Below are 12989 nucleotides of genomic sequence, written 5' to 3' on the forward strand. Positions count from 1 at the left end.
AAAATTGTCTCATCAATTTTTTGATAATTGACCACTGTTACATTTGGTAAATCGAGGAGTTGATCAAAATTTATCCACATAACCCACCTCCTGTTCTGTGTTACTATTATACCATGCTCACACAGAACCTAGAAGAGCCCGATAATCCCCTTGAATCCGCCTTATTATTAGCCAATAAAGAACCCTTAACATTAGGCGAAATCTTTGAACTGCGCTTGAATATGAATAAATGTCGCCTTGTCACCCTTTCCGCTTGCGAAACTGGCTTAATTGATTTAAACTCTATCAGCGATGAATATATCGGTTTACCCAGTGGTTTTCTGTTTGCAGGAAGTCCCAGCGTTGTCAGTAGTTTATGGACAGTTGATGACCTATCAACCTCCTTCTTGATGATTAAATTATATGAGATTTTATTTGATGAGAATCAGCAAGTTTCTGTACCAGTTGCTTTAAAAACTGCACAAAATTGGTTACAGAATTTAACTATTGAGGAATTGGACAAATTTCTATGGCAATATCAGCCGCAAATAGACAAACATCTTGCCCAACTACGACCAGGACAGCGCCTAGTATATGAAGAATCATTAAAACAAATCAGACAACGCCAGCCCCATCCTTTTATCAATCCTTACTACTGGTCAGGTTTTATCGCTACAGGGGTTTAATCGGCACAACCAGCACAAACCCTTTTCATTCCCAATTTAAAGGCGCAAATACCGATCGCTGTTGCCACACCGGGAGGAATACCAGCACCCATAGAAATCGGTTCTATTGCTGGTGCAATCATTCCAGATTCCAAAGCTTCTCTAACTTCCTCTTGACAGATAAATTGGCGACATTTTTTGAGTAAATCGCCAATAGATCTATCTGGTTCTGTACCAGTTTCTCGCATTAGCAGTAAAGGTACAGCATCCTCAAGATAACCGTCGCACTCATCAATCGCATCCAAAGCAGCGATCGCACTTAGATTATCTACCAATTCAGCGCGAAACTGGGCAATTTCTTCAGGAGTAACTTTAGTTGATTCAATATTCATAGGTTGTTCTTATTTAGGGTTTGCTGAAAAAGTAGGGGCGAAGCATTCGGGCAATAACCTATCGCTGAAACCTTAGATTTCCTATCCGAATGCTTCGCCCCTACAGGATGGGATCGCTGATGAAGAGGCAAGGTTTTGAACCACGATTCTCGCAAAACAGGTGCAAGGTTTTGCGAGAAAGGCCCTAAAGTCCTTACCTCGCCTACATTTCATATTTATTCAGCAAACCCTATTTACAGACGATGCTAATTGTATATTTTATCATCTATCGATAGTTTTTCATAGAAAGTGTTAATCTAACTGGTTACTGATAACTGAAAAGGTTCTTAATTCCCTACCATTGTGATAATTGCTGTCATTTAAACCACGACAAAATTAACTAATTTGCCCGGGACAACAATCACTTTTTTGATTTCCTTGCCCTCTAAATAACGTTGGGCGATTTCCGATTCCAGGGCGAGGGTTTCTAGGGTGCTTTTATCGGCACTAGCGGGAACTTGTATCGTGCCTCTGGTTTTTCCCAAAATTTGGATGACAAGGGTAATCTCGTCCACAATAAGGGCAGTAGGATCAACTTTTGGCCAGGGTTGCAGGTGAATTGATTGGCTATGGCCTAAAGCTTGCCATAATTCTTCGCTAAGATGGGGAGCAAAAAGGGAAAGTAAGATTAATAGGGCTTCGATTCCTTCCCGATAAATGGGGGATGCAAAACACTTATTATCCCCTAAAGCGTTACTGAGTTTCATCAATTCGGAAATGGCGGTATTAAATTGATAATCTCCTTCTAAATCCTCGGAGATTTCTTTAATAGCGGTGTGAATTGCCCGTCTTAAATCCTTGTCAGTTTTCGAGAAAGTTTCTATTTTTTTGACTTGCTTGGGTTTATTTTCAATATATTCGCTGACTAAACGCCACACCCGATTAAGAAAGCGAAATTGTCCTTCTACCCCCGCATCATCCCACTGTAAATCTTTTTCTGGGGGTGCGGTAAAAAGTATAAACATTCGGGCAGTATCGGCCCCATATTTTTCCAAGACTTTCAGAGGATCAACGCCGTTATATTTCGACTTAGACATTTTTTCAAAGAAGAAAGATAGAACTTCTCCCGTGTCTTTATCGCAATATTTATCCTCTTTGTAGATCACATTTTCTGCGGGGACATATTTGCCAGTTTCGGGATTTTTGTAGGTTAATCCCTGTACCATTCCCTGGGTTAACAGACGGTTAAAAGGTTCATCGACATTAACTAAACCTCGGTCCCTTAAAACTTTGGTAAAGAAACGAGAATAGAGTAAATGTAGGATAGCGTGTTCGATTCCTCCGACGTATTGATCCACGGGCATCCAATCATTAACCTTCTCGAATTGAAAGGGTATATCTTCATTTTTAGCATCGGTATAACGGAGGAAATACCAACTAGAATCGATGAAAGTATCCATAGTGTCCGTTTCCCGTTTTGCGGGAGTTCCACAGCGAGGACAATCCACATTTACCCAGTCTTCTAATTTGGCTAAAGGAGAAGCACCTCGACCGCTAAATTCGACATTTTCCGGTAAAGTAACGGGTAAATTATCGATAGGTACTGGCACGGTTCCACAGTTAGGACAGTGGATAACTGGAATTGGACAACCCCAATATCTTTGACGGGAAATTAACCAATCCCGGAGACGATATTGTATTCTAGCTTTGCCGTAACCTTGGGCAGTGGCATAATCAATAATAGCGGTTTTTCCTGCTGTAGAATGCAGCCCATTAAATTGAGCGGAATTAATCATAATTCCTGCTTCTGTATAAGCATCTTTTAACTCAATTTCGCCACTTTCTGGAGTAATAACTATCTTAATTGGTAGGTTATTTTCCCGAGCGAATTTAAAATCGCGACTGTCGTGAGCCGGGACTCCCATCACTGCCCCCGTCCCGTATTCGTAGAGGACATAATCAGCAATTAAAATCGGAATTTCTTCACCAGTAAAAGGATTAATTGCCACTCCTCCGGTTTTAATACCGCGTTTGGGTTTATCTTCGGCAGTTCTTTCTAATTCGCTTTCGCTGGCTATCTCTTGAATAAAAGTTTCTACGGCCGATTTTTGTTCGGGAGTGGTAACTTGTAAAGTTAAGGGATGTTCGGGAGCAAGTACCACATAAGTGACTCCATAAACCGTATCGGGACGAGTGGTAAAAACAGCAATTTTTTCTGTGGAGTTAACAAGAGGAAATTCTAAATAAGCACCTACCGATTTACCAATCCAGTTGGCCTGCATGGTTTTAACCCGTTCTGGCCAACCGGTAAGCTTATCTAAATCAGTGAGTAATTGTTCGGCATAATCGGTGATTTTTAGGAACCATTGCCGGAGTAATTTTCTTTCTACTTTAGCACCCGATCGCCAAGATTTTCCTTCACTATCTACCTGTTCATTTGCTAAGACAGTTTGATCGATAGGATCCCAATTCACTGCCGCTTCTTTTTGGTAGGCTAATCCCGATTCAAAAAACTGTAAAAATAGCCATTGGGTCCAACGATAATATTCCGGGGAACAGGTGGCAACTTCTCTTTCCCAATCGATAGATAATCCTAACTGTTGTAATTGCCGTTTCATCTGGGCAATATTTTGATCAGTCCATTTTGCCGGAGGAACTCCTCTTTCAATGGCGGCATTTTCTGCGGGTAATCCGAAAGCATCCCACCCCATGGGATGCAGCACGCGATAACCCTGCATTCTTTTCAGACGGGCAATCACATCGGTGATAGTATAGTTACGAACGTGACCCATGTGCAGGTTGCCTGATGGATAGGGGAACATGGAGAGGGCGTAAAATTTCGGTTTATCGGCGTTTTCTGGGGTTTTGTCCAATCCCATTTGCTGCCAAATCTTCTGCCATTTCTGTTCGATTTCTGCGGGGTTGTACGGCACTGGGGTCTTTTCTCCTGAGTTTTATCTATCCTTCCTATTTTACAGCAGCTGGCTGGGGGCGATTGCCAGTCTTGCGGTTATCCACCCTAGCAAAAACCCTCTGGGTTTTAAGTAAGTGGTTCTAATTAAATATGAAGATAGATTTTGGGTTCGATCCCCCCTATCGATTAGTCAGATCTTTCTTAACAAAAAGAGAAGAAACTTAAAAAAAGGGGAAACGATTGATAGGTATAGTTTTGAAAGAAGGAATCAAGGTGGAGGTGAGCAAAAAAATGGAGAAATGGGCAGCCCAAGAATTACAGTATGGTGGAAAACTTGGCTGGACAATTTAGTACAAGTGTTCCGTAAGCTTCGGAAAATCTAGCCGCGATGAATGGCAATCTTTGTGTGACACTATTTATAAAAAGGTTCCGCTCAATTTTTTCTTGATCAATATGCTATTAAAATTACCTCAAAAGCTAAAAACTCAGCGACTAATATTATTAGTATTCTGCCTAGTGATAGGGATATTTGTCTGGTGGTTATCGTGGCAATCCACCGGGATGAGCCAAATTCAACGCCCCGAAACAGTTGCCCAACAAATTTACCAAGCAATGCCAGATTTACCGAAAGAAAACAACTATATCCGTCGAGAGACAGGAGCGATCGATCCGAATAATACTTTAATCAGTCGCTTTCTTCGTTATCATCAAGATACAAAAAAAAGGTTGACCCTGATCCGTTTTGATTGGCAATTAACCCTAGGGGATTACCTAGGAGTGAACGAGAAAATCAGCGAAGAAAACTATCCCGGACAAGCAACCCTTACCGTTAATCCTATGGCTGCCGATATCAAAGCGATGAACAGTCTTAATCGTCGTCAACGGCAGCAGTTAGTCACCCTTCTAGTCGAAATTTATAACCCCGCTATTCTCCCCCAAGAAACCCCCACTCCTAACCCTTCTCCTAGTCCTTCTCCTAGTCGTCCATCTTTATCAAAACCGGGAGATGCCGACCTATTAAAATTCTAGAAAATTATGGAAAAAATTCTCAAATATGGTTCGGGTTGGCGACTCGGTTGGAATCCTACAGCAGCCGTTTATAAAGGATTAATTGGTGGTGATGATTGGGCGATCGAATTAACCGAGGCCGAGTGGCAAGATTTGCGTCGGTTACTATCACAATTGACCGCAACTATGTCCGCCATGGCCACAGAATTAATGGATGAAGAAAGTATTGCTTGTGAAGCGGAAAGCGAGCTTTTATGGTTAGAAGCGGCAGGATTTCCCGATAATTATTCCCTGCGATTGATTCTCTATCAAGGTCGCGGTTGTGAGGGCAATTGGTCAGCCACTGCCCTGCCAGATTTGCTCGCTGCTTGGGACAATTTGCTTTACAATTTTTAAGAAAGCGGTGGACATAAGTTAATTTTTGTTTCCCCCTTTTGACTTTTTGATTCCCCTGTGCTGCCATGATTGCCCATCCGAGGACGAAGACCGATAATCTCACCTACACTCCGCCCCCATTGCTGAAAAACGGTTTTGCCATGACTCTCTATGTGTCCCTAAAAGCGCGAGAAACCTGGCAAAATACGATCGCTATTCCCGAACCAGTCTATCAAGAAACCATTTTCACCGGGGCCAATGCCGTCCCCATCTACGGGATTGTTTCCATTCCCCCGCAAGCGAAAGGAACAATTATCGGGACCTACGGCATCACGGGAGACTTAGATAATCAATGGTTTTTAAGGATTTTAGGCAGAAAAGCCGTAGCGAGAAACTACGCAGTCGTCCTCTTCGATTGGCGGGCCCACGGTAAGACAGCCGAATTATCCCCGACTCTCACCTCCGATGGCATCTATGAAGGGCTAGATTTCCTTCATATTGCCGCCCAAGCTCAAAAAATGGGCTGTCCCGCTCCTTTTTGGTTCACAGGTTACTCTCTGGGGGGACAATTAGCCCTCTGGGGAATTAAATCGGCAGAGAATCAGGAAGATATGGGGATCGATCCCGTCGATATCGGCGGTGGGGCGGTAATTTGTCCTAATTTGGACTCTAATCGTTCCTTATCCTATCTCGTCCGGGATACCTGGGGGAAACATTTGGAAAAAGCGATCGCCAGGGAATTACGCAAGTTAGCCAAACGCATCCATCAAGCTCATCCCGATCATATCGATCCCGAAGCAATTACTCGCGCCACCACGATTGCCGGATTTGATCGAGAATTAGTGATTAAAAAGCTAGGATTTGAGACAGTTTTTGACTATTATGCCGCTAGTAGTCCCTTGCCCTTTCAACCCTATTTAACTAAACCCACTTTTATCCTCTACGCGGCCGATGATCCCCTCTTTTCCCCCGCAGTTATTCCCGATCTGCAAGCAGCGATCGCCGATAATCCCCACGTGGATCTACTCTTAACCAACCACGGTGGTCATGTGGGTTATATCAGCAGTTTATCCTGTCAGCGTCAGTGGGGCGATAGCGATCGCTGGTGGGCATGGAATCGGGTTTTAGACTGGTTTGACCAAAAAACTGGCAAATAATACTAAATCAGTTGAGTATAGGCTATATATCAGGATAGGCACTCATGCAAGAGGGGGAATAGATAATCAGTTTTTAATAACCAGATTTAGTATAGGGTTGGCTGAATAAATCTAAAAACCTTGTTGTATAAGACTTTTAGACTTTTTTCCCATCAAAAAGTGCCAGACATTGGGGTGATCGGGGGAGAAATTTAGGCACTTTTTCCCTGAAAATTAGGTAATTGACCCCCTGAAAATGGGTAAAACCCCACACCCCACACCCGTTCGGCTGAGCTCACGGCCGAAGCCCACACCCCACACCCTGCCCCCACGAAAAACTTTTTGCCGCAAACCCTAGTATAGTTTCTAGGAGTCAAAGGCCGCTAGAAACTCCTCCACCTGTTCCCGAGTCGGTTGGGATGCGATCGCGCCTGCTCTTCTTGTCACCATTGCCCCCACCGCACAGGCATAAATCACCGCCTTACGCGCTAAATCGGCATTTTCCTCGATTTTATCGCCTACAAGACTGGCACGAGCCAAAAAACCCGCCACAAAGCCATCCCCCGCCCCGGTTGTATCCACCACCTCCCCAGGAAAAGCCTCGACATTGCCGCTATTTTCGCCTAAATGATATTTACAACCTTTTGCGCCGCCAGTAACCAGAATTGCCCCTAAATTGGGGTATTTTGACGATATTTCTCTGGGGGTATCAGTGCCAAATAACCATGATGCTTCTTCCTCGCTACATTTGAGCAAATCGGCCTGGGCAATAAAATCTCGAATCTGATCAGGAGCAACCTCAAGATTAGGCCAAAAAACCGGTCGCCAGTTGATATCGATCAATACTTTCACCGCGTAAATTTTAGCCAATTCGAGGGCGCGTTGCATTGCCCGGCGGGAAAGGGGATAGGCTAACCCTAGGGTTCCCATCACTAGATAATCGGCATTTTTAAACAGATTTTCGGGCAATAGGTCAGCATTAAGGGCAGTATCGGCAAAATCAGTCGTTTTTCTGCCGCCAAAACCCGCAAAATGTCTGTCTCCCCCAGCATCGCGGGTGACATAAACTTGTCGGGTGGGTAGGGTGGCATGATACTGTACACCAGTGGTATCGACTCCGAGAGCGTCTAGCAAGGCGATTAACTGTTCTCCGGGTTGATCTTTGCCCACACAACCGATAAAAGCCGAATTTATGCCCAATTTTCGCAATCCACAGGCCACGTTTGCCGGCGCACCCCCCGCGTAGGTTGTCCAAGAAGTTACTTTCTCTATAGCGCGATCGCTTTGATCGGCAATTAGATCATAGAGGATTTCCCCTAAACAAATGACAGACACCGGCGAAGATCTTTGATTGTTAAGCATTGGTGTGGGGTGTGGGGTGTGGGCTTCGGCCGTGAGCTCAGCCGAACGGGTGTGGGGTGTGGGGTGTAGGGTGTGGGAAGTGGGGTGTGGGGTGTGGGAAGTGGGGTGTGGGAAGTGGGGTGTGGGGTGTGGGAAGTGGGGTGTGGGGTGTGGGGTGTGGGGTGTGGGGTGTGGGGTGTGGGGTGTGGGAAGAATAAATAAAAATAATCTCCTGACGACCGACTCCTATCTCCTGACTCCTATCTCCTGACGACCGACTCCTGATCACTGATCAATAACTTGTCAAGAAATCACGATAAATCAACTAGAGATTATCTTAGACATTTAGTATAATCAAACACATAGATTAGGGGAAATTGCTCATAAATCAGCCCGATCGAGCGTGAATCCTCTTTTATTTTTTAGTCTTAGACTAAGGAAATATCATGGTTGATTGTAGTCGGATTCAGTTTGACGAGGATAAAAGCAAGATAGATCTATTGCAACTACGAGAATTATTTAATTTAACCGCATTTTGGGCAATTGATCGCCGTTTAGAAGATTTAGAAACCGCAATTGACTATAGTAATCCGGTGGTGACGGTGTGGAATGAGCGGCAATTAATTGGTTTTGCTCGGGCCACTTCTGACGGCATTTATCGGGCAACTATTTGGGATGTGATTGTTCATCCCGATTATCAGGGAGCCGGTTTAGGGCGTAAATTAGTAGAAACAGTCTTGGCCCATCCCCGAATAAATCGAGTGGAAAGAGTCTATTTGATGACTACTAATCAAGAGAAATTTTACCGGCGCATTGGTTTCCAAAGCAACGCCACCACGACGATGGTATTATTTAATCGTTATCCCGAGGATTTTTCCTGTCCGGCGATCGAGGTAAAGAAAAAACGATCCGTGTGAGCTTGTCCTGACTATTGTTATCGATTTGATCTAAGCTCATTTCCCCCCCCGAGACTTCGATAATCCCCTTCGCTAACTGAAATTTAAGACTGGGAGAAAAGCCAAGAGCTTGAGTAAATTGTTTTACTTCTTCCTGGTTTGATTCTAAACTCAAAGGGGAAATTTCTGGCATTTGCCAGAGAGCGATTTCCCCGGGAAATTCTAGGACAATAGTGACTTTTTTCTCGCCAAGGGCGCTTACCGATATACAAATAGAGCCGCTCGTTAAGTTAGCGATCGCTGTATCGACGAGAAGGACAAGAGCGGAAAATAAACGCTGATAATCGGCAATAATAGCAATATCATCGGTTAAAGGGCTAAATTTAAGCTTAATATTGCGATTAGCTGCCTGTAAATAGGTTAGACTTGCCCAATCTTGCCAAAGTTTAGTGAAAGAAAAAATTTCTTGATCGAGAGGTATAGTACCCGACTCTAGTTTAGAGAGATTAATCATCTCATCGAGCATTGCCATCAGTTTACGGCCCGCCAGTTGTCCCTGGGCGATAAATTCCCTTTCTTCGGCCGGACTTTCGCAAAGATCGGCGAGAATCATTTGATGGAGACTGATCATACTGCTCAATGGCGATCGCAATTCGTGGGCAACCCGTCCCAAAAAACTGCTTTTGAGGTGATTAATTGCCACGGCCATCTGATAAGCGAGGCGAGTTTGCTGTAATTCCCGTTTTAAAGCGTCAATATCGTCCATATTTACAGAAAAACTGCCCCTTGTCGTAAGATATCCCATCTTTGACATTGCCAACGTGCGACGGTGGAGGGTTGTCCACTATTGATTATTCCCCATGCTTGCCTTTCTGTGGGTGCTAACACCGTCACCGAGGGAAAAGTAGTCATAATCGCTTCTGGAGTTAATAAAGGCTCTTGTCCTGACAGATTAGCACTTGTGGTCGCTAAAACACCAGTTCGACCGAGAATTTCTCTTGCGATCGCATGAGCAGGAACTCGGATACCAATCGTGCTAGGATCCTTAGGGTTAAGAACTTTTGGTACTTTTTCAGAAGCGGGTAAAACCAAAGTTAGGGGGCCGGGCCAGTGTTTTTCGGTCATTTGTCGCCAAATTTCCCTTTCTTCCTGACTTCCCTTGACATAATCCCATAAATCTGCTGCTGAGGCCGCCATGAGAATTAAGGGTTTATCAAAAGTCCGTTTTTTAGCGGCAAAAATTAAGGCAGCATAGGGGGGAGAAACCGCTAAAGCGGGGACTGTATCCGTGGGAAAAGAAACCACTTGACCACTTAAGGCCGCGTGAACAATTTCGTTAAGAGAAGCAGTAGGCATTGAGAATTGATCATTTTTGGGGACTAATTTAGCCTAAGACTTTTTGGTACAATTTTAAAGGGCAAGCAGTTGATCAAGATTAATTTTACTAACAGTTGCTCCTAGTGCCTCTTGTCAAAAATGGTCAACTTCTTAACCTTTCAGAATCAGAAAACGATCACACCGTCCCATTAACCTTTAGTTCACTCCCCGGCAGCTAAACTGTCAGTCTAACGGTTGAACTCACCACCGTGAGTGATTTGTTAGTTGGCTATATTTTTCCACCGCTTCTCAAAAAATCAAGAAACTGTTTAGCTTCATTTTCAGTAAGTTGATAGCGGGAAACTTTGCCAAATTTTTCTTTTAAATATTCCTTTCCTTGTTCTCTACTCCAAGATAATCTCTCCATTTCCGTAGCGATGAGTTGAATTTCAGGCAAAAGTTCAACCACTCCCGCAATCAAACGATAGCATGATAGGGGAAGATTGCCATCGGGCTGCCAGGGCTGTCCGAGACTGAGGCAGATTAAACAGTGAGGGTTTATTTCTTCCTCTCGATCGAGTTTCTCTAGAATTATCGGATCGGTGATGCTAAGATCAAAATCGGCGAAATCATACTGAGCATCGGCAATAATCCCCCGCCATTTCCCCCTGCTGTTTTTAAGGCAGCAGAATGATTTTACCTCAATCAATTGGAGAGTGCGTACTGGAGCTTGGGATTTCAGATATTCATAAGGTATCGACTTTCCGTAATCGGGATATAATAAATCGCCCTCGCAAAACTGTAAAAGATTGGCTACCTCTGCTTTGCCAATAATTGCCCAAGGTAAGTTTTTATAGCCAATATTCTCAATCTCATGGCCAGATTTTCTCTCGCTGTCGATAGGAATACTGAGGATATCCAAAATACTAATTTCCCCAGTCTGAATACAATTATTATCTAGAGGGATTCTGCCGTCTTCTAACTCGGAAATTGGTCTGAACCACTGACCCGATTCTCGGTCTATCCCCGCAATACATCTTCCCTGATGCTTGTAAGAATTAGCTAGACAAATTATCTCCATATAGCTACAGATGAATAATTTCTATATTATTAAAATGGGACTGAAGATATTCTGCGGCAAGTCGCCGGTGGCAAAAGTGAGGTTTGTCTTCGCTACAAAGAAAACAGGAATTCTGTAAGCTATCCGGTTTGAGCGTTGATTCAATATGTCTTTGATGCAGAATCTCAAGGTATTTTTTAGAGTAATCTTCCCACGATATTTGTTTCTTTTTGTAGGCATCTAAAATTTCTTGAGTGGGTGCAAGCGATAGTTCATGGGAGTAATCGATGCCGCCAATCTCAGAGAGAAAGTACTTTAAGTCGTTTTGTTTGGCAAAGCCGGATAACTGGGAGGTATTATGCAAGCGAGTATCGATGATTTTAGTAACGCCCGCTTTTCTTAGGCCCTCAAAAAAACTAGAGGCAGATTTTCGGGTAAACCCGATGGTGAAAAGTTTAATCATGATCTTTCTCCACATAGGCTATGCGATCGCCCTGCAGCTGATAGGCTTGACTAATTCTCTCGCTTCGTGGCAACTGAGGTTGACTGACTGTAGGGAAAAGAGATAGTTGTATATTCTCCTGTTTGTCTTGCAAGTCATGAATTTGCAAGAGTCGTTCTTCGAGATTTTCCTGGTACTCCAAGTCACCGTTGCTGTGAATGTGGGCAATTTCAAGGTTAAAAGACAGGAGATGCCGGCACACCAGAATGGCTCTATGGCAAGTGATCGGGTCTTTCTCGGCACACATCAGGGCAATGCGATGATTTTGCGCTCCTTTGATGATGCGCTTCAGTCCCTGTTGGAATGAGTCAAGGACGGCAATTTTTTCGTAAAGGGCCCTACCTTCCACATAACAGCTACTATCTGCAGGCCGCGCCCCTAACTCCGCCCCTAAAAAAACATAGCGAATCTCTGCTGTGGGTAGGTAGGACTGGAGGGCTTGTTTGTTGAAGTGGGGAAGATAGCGGCTGTAAGGAGCGGAACGCACATCTGCTAAAGCATTGATATTATGAATGGAGAGCAGTTCGAGGAACTTTTCTGGGGTGTGGTTAGAATGCCCGATCGTAAATATAGCCAGCATTGTATCTAACTTGATAGTTTAGTAACCTACCCTATTATATCTCAGTACGTCTGGGGTTATCGAGTCAGATAACTGTTAGTTTACCCTCTTGGGTTAGCCACAGCCCGGAATATAAAATTCAAACTTAGGTATAATTTATCTATCTCTAACCAATTATCGACAGTTAATTATGAATGAGCCTGATACTTTTGCTAATCTCCAACAATTAGAATATATTCCTTACCTAGATACCACGGGTAATATATCTGCTGATTTCCAGGGAAAAATCGGGGTTTATGCCATTTTTAATCGAGAGCAAGTCCTAGAGTTTGTCGGCTATTCTCGTGATATTTATCTCAGTTTAAAACAACATCTTGCCCGACAGCCCCAAGCTTGTTATTGGCTAAAAATACAAGTGATTGAGCGTCCTAATCGAACTATTCTCGAATCGATTAAACAAGCTTGGCTAAGAGAAAGTCAGGCAGTAATCAGCAATGAAAAACTCTGGACAGAACCAATTGATGCTAAATTAGTCATGACTGAGACAGAAAAAGAAATTTATCAAAGTGCTGACGAAGTAGGGCAAATCAAGTTATTAAAACAGGTATCCAGACGAGTAGAAAACGATATTTTATCAACCCTAGAAAAACGGGGAGTACAGATGGAAATTCGTTTTAATCCTAAGTTAAAAGAACAGGGTTTGCTCGATTTAAAGTAAAAATGACGGCTCTTCTAGGGTCTGTGTGATCAGCTTAACTTACATAGGATCGATCGATCTTTGTGTCCTTTGTGTCTTTGTGGTTCGTCCCACTCACTCGGCCGCAAAACTGTATTTTAGAATACATTTTACCCACCAAACCTAAGAG

At 43.6% G+C, this 12989-nt stretch carries 14 protein-coding genes and 1 pseudogene; 6 read left to right on the forward strand and 9 right to left on the reverse strand.

Annotation, left to right across the window (positions count from 1 at the left end; translation table 11 throughout):
• Positions 1–137 precede the first annotated feature (137 nt).
• Positions 138–665 (forward strand): annotated as a pseudogene (locus IM485_RS05090) (CHAT domain-containing protein); the annotation flags it as partial.
• Here the strand turns inward: IM485_RS05090 and IM485_RS05095 are convergent.
• Together IM485_RS05095 and leuS are read right to left on the reverse strand one after the other, a co-directional pair.
• Positions 662–1036 (reverse strand): hypothetical protein, encoded by a 375-nt coding sequence (locus tag IM485_RS05095; RefSeq protein WP_287741717.1) that lies wholly within the window; start codon positions 1034–1036, stop codon positions 662–664. The pseudogene IM485_RS05090 and the gene IM485_RS05095 sit on opposite strands and share 4 nt — an antisense overlap.
• 359 nt (positions 1037–1395) lie before the next feature.
• Complete coding sequence (gene leuS / locus IM485_RS05100; protein WP_104396359.1) at positions 1396–3948, reverse strand: leucine--tRNA ligase; 2553 nt, start codon at positions 3946–3948, stop codon at positions 1396–1398.
• 434 nt (positions 3949–4382) lie between these two features.
• On the opposite strand from leuS, the gene IM485_RS05105 reads away from it, so the two are divergent.
• The 3 genes from IM485_RS05105 (at position 4383) to IM485_RS05115 (ending at position 6469) form a co-directional block, all read left to right on the forward strand.
• The gene (locus tag IM485_RS05105) at positions 4383–4958 is read left to right on the forward strand and encodes a hypothetical protein (RefSeq protein WP_104396358.1); all 576 of its coding nucleotides are present in this window, start codon (positions 4383–4385) and stop codon (positions 4956–4958) included.
• Between the two features lie 6 nt (positions 4959–4964).
• Positions 4965–5333 (forward strand): DUF1818 family protein, encoded by a 369-nt coding sequence (locus tag IM485_RS05110; protein WP_104396357.1) that lies wholly within the window; start codon positions 4965–4967, stop codon positions 5331–5333.
• Between the two features lie 65 nt (positions 5334–5398).
• Positions 5399–6469, forward strand: a complete 1071-nt coding sequence (locus IM485_RS05115) for a YheT family hydrolase (RefSeq protein WP_104396356.1) — start codon at positions 5399–5401, stop codon at positions 6467–6469.
• A 345-nt stretch (positions 6470–6814) separates the two neighbouring features.
• Here the strand turns inward: IM485_RS05115 and IM485_RS05120 are convergent, their stop codons facing one another.
• Both IM485_RS05120 and IM485_RS05125 read right to left on the reverse strand, forming a co-directional pair.
• Positions 6815–7810 carry a carbohydrate kinase family protein gene (locus IM485_RS05120; protein ID WP_287741722.1) on the reverse strand — a complete coding sequence of 332 codons (996 nt, stop codon included), beginning with the start codon at positions 7808–7810 and terminating at the stop codon, positions 6815–6817.
• Between the two features lie 37 nt (positions 7811–7847).
• Positions 7848–8078 carry a hypothetical protein gene (locus IM485_RS05125; protein WP_287741724.1) on the reverse strand — a complete coding sequence of 77 codons (231 nt, stop codon included), beginning with the start codon at positions 8076–8078 and terminating at the stop codon, positions 7848–7850.
• A gap of 157 nt (positions 8079–8235) precedes the next feature.
• Between IM485_RS05125 and IM485_RS05130 the strand changes: the two genes are divergently transcribed.
• On the forward strand, positions 8236–8706 hold the full coding sequence (locus IM485_RS05130) for a GNAT family N-acetyltransferase (RefSeq protein ID WP_287741726.1): 471 nt from the start codon (positions 8236–8238) through the stop codon (positions 8704–8706).
• On the opposite strand, the gene IM485_RS05135 is transcribed toward IM485_RS05130, so the two are convergent.
• From IM485_RS05135 to IM485_RS05155, 5 genes are all read right to left on the reverse strand, one after another.
• Complete coding sequence (locus IM485_RS05135) at positions 8642–9499, reverse strand: sensor histidine kinase (protein ID WP_287741728.1); 858 nt, start codon at positions 9497–9499, stop codon at positions 8642–8644. The two genes, IM485_RS05130 and IM485_RS05135, sit on opposite strands and share 65 nt — an antisense overlap.
• Entirely contained in the window at positions 9454–10041 is a 588-nt protein-coding gene (locus tag IM485_RS05140; RefSeq protein WP_104396352.1) for an L-threonylcarbamoyladenylate synthase, read from the reverse strand. The genes IM485_RS05135 and IM485_RS05140 overlap by 46 nt, the downstream gene beginning before the upstream one ends.
• Before the next feature lie 250 nt (positions 10042–10291).
• Entirely contained in the window at positions 10292–11083 is a 792-nt protein-coding gene (locus IM485_RS05145; RefSeq protein ID WP_287741730.1) for a dual OB domain-containing protein, read from the reverse strand.
• A 4-nt stretch (positions 11084–11087) separates the two neighbouring features.
• Entirely contained in the window at positions 11088–11525 is a 438-nt protein-coding gene (locus tag IM485_RS05150; RefSeq protein WP_104396351.1) for a DUF488 domain-containing protein, read from the reverse strand.
• Positions 11518–12144: a DUF488 domain-containing protein gene (locus tag IM485_RS05155; RefSeq protein WP_192575983.1), complete on the reverse strand. Its 627-nt coding sequence runs from the start codon at positions 12142–12144 to the stop codon at positions 11518–11520. The genes IM485_RS05150 and IM485_RS05155 overlap by 8 nt, the downstream gene beginning before the upstream one ends.
• A gap of 169 nt (positions 12145–12313) precedes the next feature.
• Between IM485_RS05155 and IM485_RS05160 the strand changes: the two genes are divergently transcribed.
• A complete protein-coding gene (locus IM485_RS05160; protein WP_104396350.1) occupies positions 12314–12841 on the forward strand; it encodes a GIY-YIG nuclease family protein in 528 nt (175 codons plus the stop codon).
• Positions 12842–12989 lie beyond the last annotated feature (148 nt).

This window comes from Microcystis sp. M169S2, assembly GCF_020245865.1.
GTDB lineage: Bacteria > Cyanobacteriota > Cyanobacteriia > Cyanobacteriales > Microcystaceae > Microcystis > Microcystis ichthyoblabe_A.

What these genes read in the sequence shown, in the direction of transcription:
- IM485_RS05105 (WP_104396358.1), top strand. Translation starts at nt 4,383, where the DNA reads ATGCTATTAAAATTACCTCAAAAGCTAAAAACTCAGCGACTAATATTA.
- IM485_RS05150 (WP_104396351.1), bottom strand. Translation starts at nt 11,525, where the DNA reads ATGATTAAACTTTTCACCATCGGGTTTACCCGAAAATCTGCCTCTAGT.
- IM485_RS05110 (WP_104396357.1), top strand. Translation starts at nt 4,965, where the DNA reads ATGGAAAAAATTCTCAAATATGGTTCGGGTTGGCGACTCGGTTGGAAT.
- IM485_RS05145 (WP_287741730.1), bottom strand. Translation starts at nt 11,083, where the DNA reads ATGGAGATAATTTGTCTAGCTAATTCTTACAAGCATCAGGGAAGATGT.
- IM485_RS05135 (WP_287741728.1), bottom strand. Translation starts at nt 9,499, where the DNA reads ATGTCAAAGATGGGATATCTTACGACAAGGGGCAGTTTTTCTGTAAAT.
- IM485_RS05155 (WP_192575983.1), bottom strand. Translation starts at nt 12,144, where the DNA reads ATGCTGGCTATATTTACGATCGGGCATTCTAACCACACCCCAGAAAAG.
- IM485_RS05160 (WP_104396350.1), top strand. Translation starts at nt 12,314, where the DNA reads ATGAATGAGCCTGATACTTTTGCTAATCTCCAACAATTAGAATATATT.
- IM485_RS05115 (WP_104396356.1), top strand. Translation starts at nt 5,399, where the DNA reads ATGATTGCCCATCCGAGGACGAAGACCGATAATCTCACCTACACTCCG.
- IM485_RS05095 (WP_287741717.1), bottom strand. Translation starts at nt 1,036, where the DNA reads ATGAATATTGAATCAACTAAAGTTACTCCTGAAGAAATTGCCCAGTTT.
- IM485_RS05140 (WP_104396352.1), bottom strand. Translation starts at nt 10,041, where the DNA reads ATGCCTACTGCTTCTCTTAACGAAATTGTTCACGCGGCCTTAAGTGGT.
- IM485_RS05120 (WP_287741722.1), bottom strand. Translation starts at nt 7,810, where the DNA reads ATGCTTAACAATCAAAGATCTTCGCCGGTGTCTGTCATTTGTTTAGGG.
- IM485_RS05130 (WP_287741726.1), top strand. Translation starts at nt 8,236, where the DNA reads ATGGTTGATTGTAGTCGGATTCAGTTTGACGAGGATAAAAGCAAGATA.